Source organism: Streptomyces sp. NPDC085866 (genome assembly GCF_044541035.1).
Lineage (GTDB): Bacteria > Actinomycetota > Actinomycetes > Streptomycetales > Streptomycetaceae > Streptomyces.
Genome location: NZ_JBITSQ010000023.1, coordinates 1 through 17,128, shown reverse-complemented (window position 1 = coordinate 17,128; position 17,128 = coordinate 1). Strand labels below are relative to the sequence as shown.

At 69.5% G+C, this 17,128-nt stretch carries 13 protein-coding genes; 9 read left to right on the top strand and 4 right to left on the bottom strand.

What is annotated here, in order from left to right:
- Positions 1–29 precede the first annotated feature (29 nt).
- Positions 30–3,995: a type VII secretion protein EccCa gene (gene eccCa / locus ACIF83_RS40550; RefSeq protein WP_399734962.1), complete on the bottom strand. Its 3,966-nt coding sequence runs from the start codon at positions 3,993–3,995 to the stop codon at positions 30–32.
- A gap of 337 nt (positions 3,996–4,332) precedes the next feature.
- On the opposite strand from eccCa, the gene eccD reads away from it, so the two are divergent.
- Positions 4,333–5,841: a type VII secretion integral membrane protein EccD gene (gene eccD, locus ACIF83_RS40545; RefSeq protein WP_399735105.1), complete on the top strand. Its 1,509-nt coding sequence runs from the start codon at positions 4,333–4,335 to the stop codon at positions 5,839–5,841.
- Between the two features lie 77 nt (positions 5,842–5,918).
- Here eccD and ACIF83_RS40540 read toward each other — a convergent pair whose 3' ends face one another.
- The gene (locus ACIF83_RS40540) at positions 5,919–6,212 is read right to left on the bottom strand and encodes a DUF397 domain-containing protein (RefSeq protein ID WP_393483650.1); all 294 of its coding nucleotides are present in this window, start codon (positions 6,210–6,212) and stop codon (positions 5,919–5,921) included.
- A 272-nt stretch (positions 6,213–6,484) separates the two neighbouring features.
- Here ACIF83_RS40540 and rpsO point away from each other — a divergent pair, with 272 nt between their 5' ends.
- The 5 genes from rpsO to ACIF83_RS40515 all read left to right on the top strand — a co-directional run bounded on the left by rpsO (position 6,485) and on the right by ACIF83_RS40515 (position 11,953).
- Positions 6,485–6,772, top strand: coding sequence for a 30S ribosomal protein S15 (gene rpsO / locus ACIF83_RS40535; RefSeq protein ID WP_033529274.1), 288 nt, complete (start codon positions 6,485–6,487; stop codon positions 6,770–6,772).
- A gap of 339 nt (positions 6,773–7,111) precedes the next feature.
- Entirely contained in the window at positions 7,112–9,331 is a 2,220-nt protein-coding gene (locus ACIF83_RS40530; RefSeq protein WP_393483653.1) for a polyribonucleotide nucleotidyltransferase, read from the top strand.
- Positions 9,328–10,707 carry a M16 family metallopeptidase gene (locus ACIF83_RS40525; protein WP_393483656.1) on the top strand — a complete coding sequence of 460 codons (1,380 nt, stop codon included), beginning with the start codon at positions 9,328–9,330 and terminating at the stop codon, positions 10,705–10,707. Before ACIF83_RS40530 ends, ACIF83_RS40525 begins: the two co-directional genes overlap by 4 nt.
- Positions 10,708–10,734: 27 nt before the next feature.
- Positions 10,735–11,487, top strand: a complete 753-nt coding sequence (dapB, locus tag ACIF83_RS40520; RefSeq protein ID WP_393483659.1) for a 4-hydroxy-tetrahydrodipicolinate reductase — start codon at positions 10,735–10,737, stop codon at positions 11,485–11,487.
- 13 nt (positions 11,488–11,500) lie between these two features.
- Positions 11,501–11,953, top strand: coding sequence for a hypothetical protein (locus ACIF83_RS40515; protein WP_393483662.1), 453 nt, complete (start codon positions 11,501–11,503; stop codon positions 11,951–11,953).
- A 94-nt stretch (positions 11,954–12,047) separates the two neighbouring features.
- Here the strand turns inward: ACIF83_RS40515 and ACIF83_RS40510 are convergent, their stop codons facing one another.
- Together ACIF83_RS40510 and ACIF83_RS40505 are read right to left on the bottom strand one after the other, a co-directional pair.
- Positions 12,048–12,602 carry a hypothetical protein gene (locus ACIF83_RS40510; RefSeq protein ID WP_393483665.1) on the bottom strand — a complete coding sequence of 185 codons (555 nt, stop codon included), beginning with the start codon at positions 12,600–12,602 and terminating at the stop codon, positions 12,048–12,050.
- Positions 12,603–12,692: 90 nt separating this feature from the next.
- Complete coding sequence (locus tag ACIF83_RS40505; RefSeq protein WP_393483667.1) at positions 12,693–12,929, bottom strand: hypothetical protein; 237 nt, start codon at positions 12,927–12,929, stop codon at positions 12,693–12,695.
- A 173-nt stretch (positions 12,930–13,102) separates the two neighbouring features.
- On the opposite strand from ACIF83_RS40505, the gene thyX reads away from it, so the two are divergent.
- The 3 genes from thyX to ACIF83_RS40490 all read left to right on the top strand — a co-directional run bounded on the left by thyX (position 13,103) and on the right by ACIF83_RS40490 (position 16,796).
- Complete coding sequence (thyX, locus tag ACIF83_RS40500) at positions 13,103–13,843, top strand: FAD-dependent thymidylate synthase (protein WP_393483670.1); 741 nt, start codon at positions 13,103–13,105, stop codon at positions 13,841–13,843.
- 211 nt (positions 13,844–14,054) lie between these two features.
- Positions 14,055–14,954 (top strand): 4-hydroxy-tetrahydrodipicolinate synthase, encoded by a 900-nt coding sequence (dapA, locus tag ACIF83_RS40495; protein WP_393483672.1) that lies wholly within the window; start codon positions 14,055–14,057, stop codon positions 14,952–14,954.
- A 156-nt stretch (positions 14,955–15,110) separates the two neighbouring features.
- Entirely contained in the window at positions 15,111–16,796 is a 1,686-nt protein-coding gene (locus ACIF83_RS40490) for a ribonuclease J (protein ID WP_393483675.1), read from the top strand.
- Positions 16,797–17,128: the final 332 nt, after the last annotated feature.

Genomic DNA, 17,128 nt, shown 5'->3' with positions numbered 1-17,128 from the left:
TCGGAGAACGACTCCGAAGGCGAAGTCTCCTAGGACTCCACCAACCCCACCTGCACCATCGGCTTCCCCCTCTTCCGAGACACGAACACCCCCCGCCCCGCAGGCATCGGCCGCGGCCGAACCCCGCCGAGCAGGTCGCCCTCCGCCGGGTCGCCCGCGAGGACCACGCCCTGCGCGCCGAGTTCCTTGATGCGCTGCATGAAGGACTCGTAGCCGGCGCGGGACGCGCCCGCCGTGGAGCGGGCGATGATGAAACGGACGCCGACATCGCGGGCGAACGGCAGCAGTTCCGTCAGGCCCGCCAGCGGGTTGCCGCTGGACGTGGACACGAGGTCGTAGTCGTCGATGATGACGTAGACCGTGGGGCCCCGCCACCAGCTGCGCTCGCGCAGCTGCTCCGGGGTGACGTCGGCCGTCGGTGTGCGGCGCTGCATCAGGTCGGCCAGTGCGTCCATGTGGTGCTGCATCTGGTTGGACATGGGGATGTACTCCGCCAGGTGGGACGGTGGGGTCACCCCGAGCAGTGAGCGGCGGTTGTCGACGACGAACAGCTTGCAGGAGTTGCCGTCGTAGCGCTCGGTGAGGCGCTTGATCAGCAGCTTCAGCAGGTTCGACTTCCCCGACTCGCTCTCGCCGAACACCAGGAAGAACGGGTCCTGTTCGAAGTCCACGAACACCGGCTCGAGGTTGTCCTCGTCCAGGGCGAAGGAGATGCCGCGGTTCGGGAATCGGTCGCCCGGAGGAAGCTGGGCCGCGGCGAACTCGCGGGGCAGCAGGCGTACCTCCGGCGCGCCGGGCTCCTGCCAGTGACGGCTGACCTCGGCCGCGAGGGCGGTCGACGCCTCCGCGAGGTCGGTGTCGGAGGAGAGGCCGTCGATGCGCGGGACCGCCGCCATGAAGTGCTGCTTCTGCGGGGTCTGACCACGACCCGGCACACCGGTGGGGACGTTCGCCGCGACCTTGCGGTCGATCTCGGAGTCCATCGGGTCGCCCAACCGCAGCTCCAGGCGGTTCATCAGGTGGTCCTTGAGGTTCGCGCGGACCTCCATCGTGCGCGAGGCGGTGAGGATGAGGTGGATGCCGTAGCCCAGACCGCGCGCGGCGATGTCCAGGACCAACGGCTCCAGGGCCTCGTAGTCCGAACGGAAGTTGCCCCAGCCGTCGATGACCAGGAAGACGTCACCCCAGGGCTGGTCGGTCACCGAGATCTCGCCGCGCGCGCGGCGGGAGCGGAACTCCGCGATGGAGGAGATGCCCGCGGAACGGAAGTACTCCTCGCGGCGGGTCATGACGCCGTACACCTCGGCTGCCGTACGCCTGACCTTCTCGGGGTCCAGACGCGAGGCGAAACCGCCCATGTGCGGCAGGCCGGCCACCGCGGCCATACCGCCACCGCCGAAGTCCAGGCCGTAGAACTGCACTTCCCGCGGGGTGTGGGTGAGGGCGAACGACGCGATGATCGAGCGAAGCAGCGTCGACTTGCCGGACTGCGGGCCGCCGACGATCTGCATGTGGCCGGCCGCTCCGCCGAAGTCGAGCCACAGCGGGTCGCGGCGCTGCTCGTAGGGCTTGTCGATGAGGCCGACGGGGACGACGAGCCGGCCCGCGCCCTCGTAGCCGGGCTGGGTCATGCCACGGCCGGGCACCGGGGCGAGCCCGGGCAGCAGCGCGTCGAGCGACGGCGGGCTGTCCAACGGGGGCAGCCACACCTGGTGGGCGGCCGGACCCTGCGCCTCCAGACGCCGCACGATCACGTCGAGGACGGTGTCGGCGAGCGCGTCGTCCTTCTGCTGGTCGGTCGCCTCCTGGCGCTGCTTCGGTACCGGCACGTACTGCACCGGGACCTCGGCCGCAGTGAAGAGGACCGGCCTGCGGTCGACGGGCAGCGGGCCGCCGAGCGCGGCGGCCTGCTGCGAGCTGGTGCGGTACACGCCGGAGACGTAGGCCGCCTTGAAGCGCACCATCTCGTCCGTACCGAACTTCAGGAAACCCGAACCCGGGACGTTCGGCAGCTCGTAGGCGTCCGGGACGCCGAGCGCGGCGCGCGACTCGGCCGCCGAGAACGTCCGCAGACCGATGCGGTAGGAGAGGTAGGTCTCCAGACCGCGCAGTCGGCCCTCCTCCAGACGCTGGGAGGCGAGCAGCAGGTGCACGCCCAGCGAACGGCCGATACGGCCGATCTGCACGAACATCTCGATGAAGTCCGGCTTCGCGGTCAGCAGTTCGCTGAACTCGTCGATCACCAGGACCAGGGACGGGATCGGCTGCAGCGGCGCGCCGGCCGCGCGGGCCTTCTCGTAGTCGTGGATGTTCGCGTAGTTGCCCGCGTCGCGGAGCATCTCCTGGCGGCGGTTGAGCTCACCGCGGATGGAGTCGCCCATGCGGTCGACGAGGGTCAGGTCGTCCGCGAGGTTGGTGATCACGGCCGCCACGTGCGGCATCTGGGCCATGCCCGCGAAGGTGGCACCACCCTTGAAGTCGGCGAGGACGAAGTTCAGCGTCTCGGAGGAGTGGGTGACGGCGAGGCCGAGAACGAGCGTGCGCAGCAGCTCTGACTTGCCGGAACCGGTCGCACCGACGCACAGGCCGTGCGGGCCCATGCCCTCCTGGGCGGCCTCCTTGAGGTCCAGCATCACGGGCCGGCCGTCCTCGCCGAGACCGATCGGCACGCGCAGCCGCTCCGACTGCGAGCGCGGCCGCCAGGTCCGCTTCGTGTCGACCGAGGCCGCGTCGCCCAGGTTCAGCAGGTCCGTGAAATCCAGGTTGGCGAGCAGCGGTTCGTCGTCGTCGCCGCCCGACGCCATGCGCAGCGGGGCCAGTTGGCGGGAGAGCGCCTCCGCGGCCTCGTACGACAGGACGTCCGGCGTCCCGTCGTAGACCATGCCGTGCGCCGACTCCAGGCGCAGTTCGTGGGGCTGCACGATGACGGAGAGGTCGCCGCGGCCGATGGTGAGGTCGCCGGGCACCACCTCCAGGACCGTCACACCCTGCATGCCTTCGGGACTGGCCAGCAACGAGGTCGGCGGCAGGGAGATGCCGTCGAGCACGACCACCAGGTGCGGCTGCTCGGGAACCGGCGGTCCGCCGGGGTGGAAGCGCGGGCGGCCCTCCAGGCGGGAGGCGAGCCGGTCCTCCAGCTCCACCGGGTCGGTGGTGATCAGGCGCACGCTGCCGGCGCCGTCGGCGACGCCCGGGGCCTGCACGTGCGGCAGCCACTTGGCCCACTCCCACTCGGGCGCCGACGCGCGTCCGGTGACGACGGCGATGACCAGGTCCTCGGGGGAGTGCAGCGAGGCGAGGGAGGCGGTGACGGCGCGGGCGGTGCCGCGCACGGTGCCCGGCTCACCGCTGATCGTCACGTGGTAGAAGGCGCGCAGCGACACCGCCATCGGCAGGTCGTCGAGGGCGCTGTGCGTGGCCAGGAAGCGCTGCATGGCGCCCGCGGTCAGCGGCTCCAGCTCGTCGACCGGGGCGGTCTGAGGCGGGATCAGGGGAGTGGCCAGGGCCTGCGGGCCGAGGCCCACCCGTACCTGCCCGAAGTCCTCGTCACCGGTGCGCCGTTCCCACACCCGGCTGCCCTCGGCGACCAGCGCCCACAGTTGCTCCGGTGAAGGGTGCAGGTAGTACTGGGCGTCGCGCTGCGACTTCGCGGTCCCCAGGGCTGCGCGCCGGGTCTGCGACAGGTAGCGGAGGTAGTCACGGCGCATGTCGGCCATCTGCCCCTGGCTGCCGCGGCGGTAGCGGATCAGCATCGAGATGCCCATGCCGATCGTCGAGGCCACCATCACCATGCCCATGATCTTCATGAAGGGCTGGGCCTGGGGGTTGAAGAAGAACACCACGGACCCACCCATGCCGAGCATGGGCAGGAGCTGCATCAGAGCGCCTTCCTGCTGACCGCGCGGAAGCTCCGGCGGCGCTTGCAGTACGACCTCGTCCGTGGGCACTTCCTTCGGCAGTGCCCGCGGTGGGCGCTTGACGACGATGTGGCTCACTACGCACCAATTCCCTTGCCGGACCGAGATGTTTCGTCCGCCGCCCCGTGTCAGGCGGACGTCGACCGCGAAGCGCGATCCTACTGACAACCACGGACAACGGCGGGCGGTAGGGTGCCGGTGAGACGCGTGAGCAGTTGCGAATCGTGCCGGGAAAACCCGGGCAATCCGCAACGGTTCGAAGCAAGCGCCACCTCGCAACCCCCGGATACGACCGCTCGGTTGGCCGGCGGTGCGGAGGGCGCGGCACAACCTACACAGGATCTTTACGGGCGGAAGAGTGCGCGGCGGCACCACAGGCCGCCCCACCACCGACGAGGGGGAACAGCAGGTGAGCATGACGGCCTCCGCGCCTGCCGGCGCGACCGGTGGACCGGGCACCGGAGCCCCTTCCGGGGCAGGCATGGGATTCGGCTTCTGCCGGGTCACCATCGTGGCGCCCGACAGTCGCATAGACGTGGCGCTGCCCGACGACGTACCGGTCGCCGACCTGTACCCGGAGATCCTGCGCCTGTCCCAGCAGGGGCCCTCCGAGGGCGCGCCGGTCGGCTACCACCTCGTACGGCGTGACGGCACCGTCCTCGACGGCGCGCGGTCCTTCACGGCACAGCGCATCCTCGACGGCGAACTGCTCACCCTGCGTCCGTTCGCCGAGTCGCTGCCGCCCGCCGTCCTCGACGACGTCTCCGAGGCGGTGGCCTCCGCCGTCACCCGCGACCGCACCCTGTGGAGCGGCGACCTCACCCGTGCCGCCGGCCTCGTCGCGGGCGGCATCCTGCCCGCGCTGCTCGCGTTCGTGGCCTGGAGCTCCCAGATCCACCACGACATGTACAGCCTGCAGGGGATCATCGCGGGCGTCACCGGCGTCCTGCTGGTCACCATCGCCTGCGTACGCGCGCGTGTGTACGGCGACCGGGGCTCCGCGGTCGCGCTGGGACTCGGCGCTCTGCCGAACGTGGCCGTGGCCGGTTCGGGGCTGCTGTCCCTCTCCGCCGGCCAGGGCATCGGACGACTCCAGTTCCTGCTCGCCTGCACGGCGGTCCTGGTCGCCTCCGTGGTGCTCACCCTGGTGTCGCCGGGCGGCGACGGACCCTTCGTTGCGTTCGTCTTCGCCTCCGCCATCGGTCTGATCACCAGCTTCATCGCGATCCTCACCGAGCTGAAGCCCATCGAGACGGCCGCCGTCTGCGCCCCGCTGTCCGTCGTGGCGCTGGCCTTCCTGCCGGGCCTGTCCATGCGCTTCGCACGGCTGCCCATCGGCTTCGAGCCGCCCAACCCCTCCCGCGGCGGCTACGACAGCGGCGAGCCCGCCGCGCAGGAGCCCGTGGACCTCGAGCGGGTGGCCGCCCAGGCCCGGCGCGGCCACGAACTCCTCGTCGGCTTCGTCGGCGGCTGTGCCCTCGTCGCGGTGGGCGCGTCGATCGTCCTCGGCTTCTCCAGCAACATCTGGGCCCAGCTCCTGGCCCTCGCGACCGGCGTGGCGATGCTGATGCGGGCGCATCTGTTCCGCTACACCGCGCAGGTCGGCGCCACCCTGGCCGCGGGCCTCGCCGCGATCGTCTTCCTCGGCCTCGGGCTCGCCCTGAACCCGCCCCGGAACTACTTGATCGACGCCTTCCAGGGCGACCACGCCGCCCTCGACATCCGCAGCGTCTGGCTCGCCGCGGCGGTCGGCGCGGCCACCGCCCTGGTCACCGCGATCGGTCTGATCACGCCGCGGCGCGGTGTCACCCCCTTCTGGGGCCGCTTCCTGGAGATCGCCGAGAGCTTCGTCCTGCTCACGCTGATCCCGCTGGCGCTGGCCGTGTTCGACGTGTACGAGCGGGCGCGGGCGATGACCAGCTAGGTCCTCGCCGGCTCACCAGAGGCAGAAAGCGGAAAAAGGGCGGCACGCGCGCGTGCCGCCCTTTTTCGTGTTTCCGCTCACTCCGCCGCGGGCCCGCCGTCGTGCGGCATCGGCTTCAGATCGAACTCCCCGTCCCGGGCACCCAGGACGAACGCCCGCCACTCCGCCTCCGTGTACCGCAGCACGGTGCCGTGGTCGAGGGAGGACCGCATCGCCACCGCCCCTTCCGGGAGGTACGCGATCTCGACCCGCTCCTCGTGCTCCTCCGTACCCGGGGCGCAGTGCCACTCGACGTCCGAGATGTCGAGCGCGTACAGCTCGTCGCGCTCCCGCTCCTTGCGCGCCTTGATCTCCGCTTGCGTCTCCGCCATCCCGAAGCGACCCCTTCCCGACGTACGTACGATCAGCACGCTCACCCTAGTGGCCGCCTCCCGCCGGCCCGGGGCGTTCCGAAAGGCGGGAGAGGGTTCCCGCCACCGGCTGGTACGCTGTGTGACGGCCGTTTGTGTACGCACCCCCGGAGCCCTCTCAGAAGGCTCTGGAGGCCGCGCCCAACGGATCCCCGCCTTCCGAGTCATGGAAGCTCCCCCGAGACGCAGACCGGGGGCGCTCGGTGGGCACTCACGGACTATGAGGAGTACGCGTGTCGCTCGACGCCGCTACGAAGAAGCAGATCATCAGCGAGTTCGGTACCAAGGAGGGCGACACCGGCTCCCCCGAGGTCCAGGTCGCCATGCTCTCGCGTCGGATCTCCGACCTGACGGAGCACCTCAAGACCCACAAGCACGACCACCACTCCCGCCGTGGTCTGCTGATCCTGGTCGGTCAGCGCCGTCGCCTGCTGCAGTACCTGGCGAAGAAGGACATCCAGCGCTTCCGTACGCTGGTCGACCGCCTGGGCATCCGCCGCGGTGCTGCGGGCGCCAAGTAAGACGCCGTGAGGGGAGCGGTTCCCGGAAAGACTCGGGAACCGCTCCCTTTGCCGTATACGGGGAAGTCCTGTCGTATGCAGGCAAGCCCCCGTCGTACGTGCGGAAACATGCGGAGTGTCACTCACGCTTTGTAGTGTGGTAGCACAACGCAGTACGCACGACACAAGAACGAGGAGAAGCGCTCCTTAGCCGCCGCCGGTCCTCGGTAGTGGCCCCCGGGGGGAAGCGAGCCCCGGGTGCTTCGATCGAAGACCGGCCCGCACAGCACGGCGCGCTTCTCCGTAACCGTCCCCCTGCCACACGGGCAGCCCAGGGACGAAGACGAGGAGAAAACGCTAGTGGAGAACGAGACCCACTACGCCGAGGCCGTCATCGACAATGGCGCCTTCGGCACCCGTACGATCCGCTTCGAGACGGGCCGTCTGGCCAAGCAGGCCGCCGGTTCCGCCGTGGCGTACCTGGACGACGACACCATGGTGCTGTCGGCCACCACCGCCTCCAAGAACCCCAAGGACCAGCTCGACTTCTTCCCGCTGACGGTGGACGTCGAGGAACGGATGTACGCCGCCGGCAAGATCCCCGGCAGCTTCTTCCGCCGTGAGGGCCGTCCCTCCGAGGACGCGATCCTCACCTGCCGTCTGATCGACCGCCCGCTGCGCCCGTCCTTCAAGAAGGGCCTGCGCAACGAGATCCAGGTCGTCGCGACGATCATGGCCCTCAACCCCGACCACCTGTACGACGTCGTGGCGATCAACGCCGCGTCCGCGTCCACGCAGCTGGCCGGTCTGCCCTTCTCCGGCCCGATCGGCGGCGTCCGCGTCGCGCTGATCCGTGGCCAGTGGGTCGCTTTCCCGACGCACACCGAGCTCGAGGACGCCGTCTTCGACATGGTGGTCGCCGGCCGCGTCCTGGAGGACGGCGACGTCGCGATCATGATGGTCGAGGCCGAGGCCACCGACAAGACGATCAAGCTGGTCGAGGGCGGCTCCGAGGCCCCGACCGAGGAGGTCGTCGCCGCCGGCCTGGAAGCCGCGAAGCCCTTCATCAAGGTGCTCTGCAAGGCCCAGGCCGACCTCGCCTCCAAGGCCGCCAAGCCGACCGGCGAGTTCCCGATCTTCCTCGACTACCAGGACGACGTCCTGGAGGCGCTCTCCGCCGCCGTCCGCCCGGAGCTCGCCTCCGCGCTGACCATCGCGGGCAAGCAGGAGCGCGAGTCCGAGCTGGACCGCGTCAAGGCGCTCGCCGCCGAGAAGCTCCTGCCGGAGTTCGAGGGCCGCGAGAAGGAGATCTCCGCCGCGTACCGCTCGCTCACCAAGCAGCTGGTCCGCGAGCGCGTGATCAAGGAGAAGAAGCGCATCGACGGCCGCGGTGTCACCGACATCCGCACCCTGGCCGCCGAGGTCGAGGCCATCCCGCGGGTGCACGGTTCCGCGGTGTTCGAGCGTGGCGAGACCCAGATCCTGGGCGTCACCACCCTCAACATGCTCCGCATGGAGCAGCAGCTGGACACCCTCTCCCCGGTGACCCGCAAGCGCTACATGCACAACTACAACTTCCCGCCGTACTCCACCGGCGAGACCGGCCGCGTCGGCTCCCCGAAGCGCCGCGAGATCGGCCACGGCGCCCTCGCCGAGCGCGCCCTCGTGCCGGTCCTGCCGACGCGCGAGGAGTTCCCCTACGCGATCCGCCAGGTCTCCGAGGCGCTGAGCTCCAACGGCTCGACGTCCATGGGCTCGGTCTGCGCCTCCACCATGTCGCTGCTGAACGCCGGTGTGCCGCTGAAGGCCCCCGTCGCCGGTATCGCCATGGGCCTGATCTCCCAGGAGATCGAGGGCGAGACGCACTACGTCACCCTCACCGACATCCTCGGTGCGGAGGACGCCTTCGGTGACATGGACTTCAAGGTCGCCGGCACCAAGGAGTTCGTGACCGCCCTCCAGCTCGACACCAAGCTGGACGGCATCCCGGCCTCCGTCCTGGCCGCGGCCCTCAAGCAGGCCCGCGACGCCCGGCTCCACATCCTCGACGTGATGATGGAGGCCATCGACCGGCCCGACGAGATGTCCCCGCACGCTCCGCGGATCATCACCGTCAAGATCCCGGTCGACAAGATCGGTGAGGTCATCGGCCCCAAGGGCAAGATGATCAACCAGATCCAGGAGGACACGGGCGCCGAGATCACCATCGAGGACGACGGCACGATCTACATCGGTGCCGCCGACGGCCCGTCCGCCGAGGCCGCCCGCGCCACGATCAACGGCATCGCCAACCCGACGATGCCCGAGGTCGGCGAGCGCTACCTCGGTACGGTCGTGAAGACGACCACCTTCGGTGCGTTCGTCTCCCTGCTGCCCGGCAAGGACGGTCTGCTGCACATCTCGCAGATCCGCAAGCTCGCCGGCGGCAAGCGCGTGGAGAACGTCGAGGACGTTCTCGGTGTGGGCCAGAAGGTCCAGGTCGAGATCGCCGAGATCGACTCCCGCGGCAAGCTGTCCCTCGTTCCGGTGATCGAGGGCGAAGAAGGCGACGAGACGAAGAAGGACGACGCCGAGCAGTGACGTCCCGTAGCTCCAAGGCGACGGCCCGCACCTCTTCGGAGGCGCGGGCCGTCGCCCGTACCCAAACCCTGATCAAGGGCACCAACGGCATCGGCACGGTCCGCAAGACCACCCTCCCGGGTGGCCTGCGCATCGTCACCGAGACCCTGCCCTCGGTCCGCTCCGCGACCTTCGGCATCTGGGCGCATGTCGGCTCCCGTGACGAGACGCCGTCCCTGAACGGCGCCACGCACTACTTGGAGCACCTGCTCTTCAAGGGCACCGGCCGCAGGTCGGCGCTGGACATCTCCTCCGCCGTCGACGCGGTCGGCGGCGAGATGAACGCGTTCACGGCCAAGGAGTACACGTGCTACTACGCGCGCGTGCTCGACACCGACCTCCCGCTCGCCATCGACGTCGTCTGCGACATGCTGACCGGCTCGCTCATCCTCGAAGAGGACGTCAACGTCGAGCGTGGCGCGATCCTCGAAGAGATCGCGATGACCGAGGACGACCCGGGCGACTGTGTGCACGACCTGTTCGCGCACACGATGTTCGGCGACAACGCCCTCGGTCGCCCCGTCCTCGGCACGGTCGACACGGTCAACGCCCTCAGCGCCGACCGCATCCGCCGCTTCTACAAGAAGCACTACGACCCGACCCACCTCGTGGTCGCCTGCGCCGGCAACATCGACCACAACAAGGTCGTACGACAGGTCCGCGCGGCCTTCGAGAAGGGGGGCGCCTTCAAGAACCTGGACGCGCAGCCCATCGCCCCGCGCGACGGCCGCCGTACGATCCGCACGGCCGGCAAGGTCGAGCTGCTCGCCCGCAAGACCGAGCAGGCGCACGTCGTCCTCGGCATGCCCGGCCTGGCCCGCACGGACGACCGCCGCTGGGCCATGGGAGTGCTCAACACCGCCCTGGGCGGCGGCATGTCCTCCCGCCTCTTCCAGGAGGTCCGGGAGAAGCGCGGTCTCGCCTACAGCGTGTACTCGTACACCTCCGGTTTTGCCGACTGCGGCCTGTTCGGCGTGTACGCGGGCTGCCGCCCGAGCCAGGTGCACGACGTGCTGAAGATCTGCCGCGACGAACTCGACCACGTGGCCGCGGGCGGCCTCTCCGACGACGAGATCAGCCGCGCCATAGGCCAGCTCCAGGGCTCCACCGTCCTGGGCCTGGAGGACACCGGCGCGCTGATGAACCGTATCGGCAAGAGCGAGCTGTGCTGGGGCGAGCAGATGTCGGTCGACGACATGCTGGCCCGGATAGCCGCGGTCACCCCGGACGAGATCCGCTCGGTCGCCCGCGACATCCTGGGACAGCGCCCGTCGCTGTCGGTCATCGGCCCGCTGAAGGACAAGCAGGCCTCCCGTCTGCACGACGCCGTCGCCTGAAACACCACCGGTTAGGAAGCAGGAAACATGAGCAAGCTGCGCGTGGCGATCCTCGGTGCCAAGGGCCGGATCGGGTCCGAGGCGGTACGGGCGGTCGAGGCCGCCGAGGACATGGAGCTGGTCGCCGCTCTCGGCCGGGGCGACAAGCTGGAGACGCTGGCGGAGACCGGCGCCCAGGTCGCCGTCGAGCTGACCACCCCCGCCTCCGTCATGGGCAACCTCGACTTCTGCGTGCGCCACGGCATCCATGCGGTCGTCGGTACGACGGGCTGGACCGACGAGCGCCTCGCGCAGCTGAAGAGCTGGCTCGCCCAGTCCCCGGAGACCGGCGTGCTCATCGCGCCGAACTTCTCCATCGGGGCCGTCCTGACCATGAAGTTCGCGCAGATCGCCGCGCCGTACTTCGAGTCGGTCGAGGTCGTCGAGCTGCACCACCCGAACAAGGTGGACGCCCCCTCGGGGACCGCCACGCGCACCGCCCAGCTCATCGCCGAGGCCCGCCGCGCCGCCGGCACCGCCCCGGCGCCGGACGCCACGGTGACGGCCCTGGACGGCGCCCGGGGTGCCGACGTCGACGGCGTCCCGGTGCACGCCGTGCGGCTGCGCGGCCTCCTGGCCCACCAGGAGGTGCTGTTGGGCGGCGAGGGCGAGACCCTCACCATCCGCCACGACTCCCTGCACCACAGCAGCTTCATGCCGGGCATCCTGCTCGGCGCCCGCCGTGTGGTGTCGACTCCGGGCCTGACTTTCGGCCTGGAGAACTTCCTGGACCTGAGCTGAGCCCGAAGACGTCATGCGCGCGAAGATCACCTACCTCGTCACGGCCGCCGTCCTGCTCTTCTACTTCGTGCTGGTCGGCAGCCGCGGCGTCATGCTCATCCAGTCCGGCACGATCCTCACCGTCACCTTCGGGATCGCGGTGCTCATCCTGCCGGTCATCGGCCTCTGGTTCCTGTGGAAGAACACCCAGTTCGTCCGCAAGGCCAACCAGCTCGCCGCCGAACTCGACGCCGAGGGCGGTCTGCCCGTCGACGAGCTGAAGCGCACCCCGGGCGGCCGTATCGACCGCGACTCGGCCGACGAGGTGTTCGCCAGGCGCAAGGCCGAGACGGAGGCGGCTCCGGACGACTGGCGCAGCTGGTTCCGGCTCGCCGTCGCCTACCACGACGCCCGGGACACCCCGCGCGCCCGCAAGGCGATGCAGCGCGCCATCGCTCTGCACGACGGCAGACCCGTCCAGGCCTGAGCCGCAGCGGCGGCAAGCCGAAGAAGAGACCCTGCACGTCGAAGGGGCCGGTCCGCAGCACAGCGGACCGGCCCCTCCGGCTTGTCTGTACCGGTCAGCGGAGCCCGTACTCCGCGGCCCACGCCTCCACCGTGTCCGCCGCCCGGTCGAAGGCCGCAGGGCGGTTCAGGAAGTCCAGGCCGTGCGTGGTCAGCAGGGGCGGCGTGTCCTCGGTGGGTCGGTCCTTGCGTACGAGCGTCAGGGCCTGCCCCTGCACCGTGCGGGGCAGCCCCAGCCAGCGCACCGGCTGCTGGGCCGTCCGCACCGAGATCACCCGCTGCCAGGGCACCGTACGGGTCATCAGGAAGCTGACGTGGCGCAGTCCGCGTGCGCTCACCCACACGCCCATGCGCAGCATCCGCAGCGCGCAGACGATGACCGCCAGCGCCAGGCCGAGGACCACGCCGGCCGAGGACACCGAGCCGGTCAGGGCGATCAGGACCGCCGCGAACAGCACGAACGAGGACAGCAGCAGCCCCAGGGCCGCCCCGCCCACGCGTCCGGGGCCGGGCCGGTAGGGGCGCCGCCAGCGCTCGCGGTCGTCGAAGGGCAGCGGGCTCTCGGAAGCCGCCTCGAAGGTGCGGTCGGCCGTCAGGAAGGGCAGGGGCACGGCTGGTCCTCACTCAATCCTTGCTGGTGCTGTGCCCGGTGAGGCTATCCGGCCGGGTTCCCGCTCACCACCCTTGGACGGCCGTAAGGGTCAGCGCCCCTGTGAGGCCTGGGACTGCTGAGCCGGCGTACTGGACGGCGTCGACAGGGCCGGCATGCCGAGGATCACCGCGCCGACGAGCCCGGCCACGATGGTGAGGCCCAGAAGCCAGTTCCCGGCTATCCGGCCGGTGGACGCCCGCTGACGGGGCGGGGGAGCGACGTTGCTGCGGAACCTGTCCGCGTCGGCCACAAAGGCGAAGGGCACGGGCTCACGCCGACGGAACATGGGGTACGGCTCCCTTCGGGATGAAACGGATGAGTCTCACCCACACAGACGAACAAGCGTCGCAATCGGTGCCCGGTTTCACCGATTTCATTCAGGCACGACGACGAACGCCCCGTTTGGCGGGCCGTAGAGTGGCGTCCGCAACAGACGAGATGGGAAGGACCCGCCGAATCGTGACCCCCACCCCCGACGACGAACTCAAGATCGATCTGCGTAGTGATGTCACCGTCGAACTGGTCAAACACAGCGCAGCGGACTCGGACGTTCTCTTCGCGGCCCGTGTGTCGACTGTCGGGGAGCAGTCCCTGGACGAGCTGAACAAGGACCCGGAGCGTTCCAAGGGCCTGATCAACTACCTGATGCGCGACCGGCACGGCAGCCCGTTCGAGCACAACTCGATGACCTTCTTCATCAGCGCCCCGATCTTCGTGTTCCGCGAGTTCATGCGGCACCGGGTCGGCTGGTCGTACAACGAGGAGTCGGGCCGCTACCGGGAGCTGCAGCCGGTCTTCTACGTCCCGGACGAGTCTCGCAAGCTGGTCCAGGAGGGCCGCCCCGGCAAGTACGTCTTCGTCGAGGGCACCCAGGCCCAGCAGGAGCTGGTCGGCCGCGTCATGGAGGACACGTACCTGCAGGCCTACACGGCCTACCAGGAGATGCTCGACGCCGGCGTCGCCCGCGAGGTCGCCCGCTCGGTCCTCCCCGTCGGCCTCTTCTCCTCGATGTACGCCACCTGCAACGCCCGCTCGCTGATGCACTTCCTCGGCCTGCGCACCCAGCACGAGCTGGCGAAGGTGCCGTCCTTCCCGCAGCGGGAGATCGAGATGGTCGGCGAGAAGATGGAGGCGGAGTGGGCCAGGCTCATGCCGCTCACCTACGCTGCCTTCAATGCGAACGGCCGTGTGGCCCCGTAACGAAGCCCTGTTCCCCCACGCGGAACGGATGTACGGATCAGCCGCGCGAAGTGTCCGTATTGCGGCATTTAGAGAAGTTCATCTAGCCTGATCAAACGGACCCGGCACTGCTTGAACCCCCGAGCAGGCAGTGCCGGGCTCCGCATTTGTCCGGACTTTCCAGGCACCCCAAGGGCAGACCACGCATGGAGCACCGAGTAGCGTGTTACCCATGGCTCCGACCTCGACTCCGCAGACCCCCTTCGGGCGGGTCCTCACCGCCATGGTCACGCCCTTCACGGCGGACGGCGCACTCGACCTCGACGGCGCGCAGCGGCTCGCCACCCACCTGGTGGACGCAGGCAACGACGGCCTGATCATCAACGGCACCACCGGCGAGTCCCCCACCACCAGCGACGCGGAGAAATCGGACCTCGTACGAGCCGTACTGGAGGCGGTCGGCGACCGCGCCCACATCGTCGCCGGCGTCGGCACCAACGACACTCACCACAGCGTCGAGCTGGCCCGCGAAGCCGAGCGTGTCGGCGCTCACGGCCTGCTGGTCGTCACGCCGTACTACAACAAGCCCCCGCAGGAGGGCCTGTACCGGCACTTCACGGCCGTCGCGGACGCCACCGGGCTGCCGGTCATGCTCTACGACATCCCCGGCCGCAGCGGCGTCCCGATCAACACCGAGACGCTCGTCCGCCTCGCCGAGCACCCCCGGATCGTCGCCAACAAGGACGCCAAGGGAGACCTCGGCCGCGCCAGCTGGGCCATCGCCCAGTCCGGCCTCGCCTGGTACTCCGGCGACGACATGCTGAACCTGCCCCTGCTCTCCGTGGGCGCGGTCGGCTTCGTCTCGGTCGTCGGCCACCTCGTCACCCCCGACCTGCGCGCCCTCGTCGACGCGTACACCTCGGGCGACGTGGTCAAGGCCACCGAGATCCACCAGAAGCTGCTTCCGGTCTACACGGGCATGTTCCGCACCCAGGGCGTGATGACCACGAAGGCCGCGCTCGCCCTCCAGGGACTTCCCGCCGGGCCCCTGCGCGCCCCCATGGTCGAGTGCTCGGCCGAGGAGGTCGCCCAGCTCAAGATCGATCTTGCCGCCGGCGGGGTACAGCTCTGACAACAGACTTGGCACCACCCGAGCTTCACAACTGAATCCACAACCGCATAAGCGGGCCACCGGTGCCCGCACCCCACAACGACAACTGCTTCTGCACGAACGTCATGCGCGCCACGTGCCCGACCGGTACGTGGCGTGCATGGTGAGGAGAGTCTTTTGAGTCATCCGCATCCTGAACTCGGCCCGCCCCCGCCGCTCCCCGAGGGCGGCCTGCGAGTCACCCCGCTCGGCGGCCTCGGTGAGATCGGCCGAAACATGACGGTCTTCGAGTACGGCGGCCGTCTTCTGATCGTCGACTGCGGAGTGCTCTTCCCCGAGGAGGAGCAGCCCGGAATCGACCTGATCCTGCCGGACTTCTCGTCCATCCGGGACCGCCTCGACGACATCGAGGGCATCGTCCTCACGCACGGCCACGAGGACCACATCGGTGGTGTCCCCTTCCTGCTCCGCGAGAAGCCGGACATCCCGCTGATCGGCTCCAAGCTGACCCTCGCCCTCATCGAGGCCAAGCTCCAGGAACACCGGATCCGCCCGTACACCCTGGAGGTGGCGGAGGGGAACCGCGAGCGCATCGGCCCCTTCGACTGCGAGTTCATCGCGGTCAACCACTCCATCCCGGACGCCCTGGCCGTCGCCATCCGCACCCCCGCCGGCATGGCGGTGCACACCGGCGACTTCAAGATGGACCAGCTCCCGCTGGACAACCGCCTCACCGACCTGCACGCGTTCGCACGGCTGAGCGAGGAGGGCATCGACCTCCTGCTCACCGACTCCACGAACGCCGAGGTCCCGGGCTTCACCCCGCACGAGCGGGACATCTCCAACGTCCTGCGCCAGGTCTTCGCCGGCGCCCGCAAGCGGATCATCGTGGCGAGCTTCGCCAGCCACGTCCACCGCATCCAGCAGATCCTGGACGCGGCGCACGAGTACGGCCGCCGGGTCGCCTTCGTCGGCCGCTCCATGGTCCGCAACATGGGCATCGCCCGCGACCTCGGCTACCTGAAGGTGCCCGCGGGCCTGGTCGTCGACGTCAAGACGCTGGACGACCTGCCGGACCACGAGGTGGTCCTGGTCTGCACGGGCTCCCAGGGCGAGCCGATGGCGGCCCTGTCCCGCATGGCCAACCGCGACCACCAGATCCGCATCGTCGACGGCGACACGGTCATCCTGGCCTCGTCCCTCATCCCCGGAAACGAGAACGCGGTCTACCGGGTGATCAACGGCCTGACCCGCTGGGGCGCCAACGTCGTCCACAAGGGCAACGCCAAGGTGCATGTTTCCGGCCACGCCTCCGCGGGCGAGTTGCTGTACTTCTACAACATCTGCCGCCCGAGGAACCTGATGCCGGTCCACGGCGAATGGCGGCATCTGCGCGCCAACGCCGAGCTGGGCGCGATGACGGGTGTCCCGCACGACCGGATCGTCATCGCCGAGGACGGCGTGGCGGTCGACCTGATCGAGGGCAAGGCCAAGATCTCGGGCAAGGTTCAGGCGGGTTACGTCTACGTCGACGGCCTCTCCGTCGGCGACGTCGGCGAGCCGGCCCTGAAGGACCGCAAGATCCTCGGCGACGAGGGCATCATCTCGGTCTTCGTGGTGGTGGACTCCTCCACCGGCAAGATCACGGGTGGCCCGCACGTCCAGGCCCGGGGTTCCGGCATCGAGGACTCCGCCTTCGCCGACGTCCTCCCGAAGATCACGGAGGTTCTGGAGCGCTCGGCCCAGGACGGCGTGGTGGAGCCCCACCAGCTGCAGCAACTCGTCCGGCGCACCCTCGGCAAGTGGGTCTCCGACACGTATCGCCGCAGGCCGATGATCCTGCCGGTCGTGGTGGAGGTCTGACACCTCGTCGGCGTGAACTTGGAGCGGGGCCCCTCGATTTGCATCGGGGTGCCCCGCTCCAGTACGTTTACGGCTCCGCCCAACCGGGAACCCCCCAGTACCTCGCGTGCTGGACGACGGTGCCCCGGAGCGGGTGGGAAATCCGGCTCAGAACTTCTGATAAAGTCGGAGCCGCCGAAAAGGAAACCGCGAGAGCGGGAACCTGGAAAGCGCCGAGGAAATCGGATCGAGAAAAGGTCTGATAGAGTCGGAAACACCGAAGGGAAGCCCGGAGGAAAGCCCGAGAGGGTGAGTACAAAGGAAGCGACCGTTCCTTGAGAACTCAACAGCGT

Excerpts from the sequence above, each read along its gene's own strand:
- ACIF83_RS40515 (WP_393483662.1), top strand. The coding sequence starts at position 11,501 with ATGCGCGCGAAGATCACCTACCTCGTCACGGCCGCCGTCCTGCTCTTC.
- dapB (WP_393483659.1), top strand. The coding sequence starts at position 10,735 with ATGAGCAAGCTGCGCGTGGCGATCCTCGGTGCCAAGGGCCGGATCGGG.
- eccD (WP_399735105.1), top strand. The coding sequence starts at position 4,333 with ATGACGGCCTCCGCGCCTGCCGGCGCGACCGGTGGACCGGGCACCGGA.
- ACIF83_RS40505 (WP_393483667.1), bottom strand. The coding sequence starts at position 12,929 with ATGTTCCGTCGGCGTGAGCCCGTGCCCTTCGCCTTTGTGGCCGACGCG.
- ACIF83_RS40540 (WP_393483650.1), bottom strand. The coding sequence starts at position 6,212 with ATGGCGGAGACGCAAGCGGAGATCAAGGCGCGCAAGGAGCGGGAGCGC.
- dapA (WP_393483672.1), top strand. The coding sequence starts at position 14,055 with ATGGCTCCGACCTCGACTCCGCAGACCCCCTTCGGGCGGGTCCTCACC.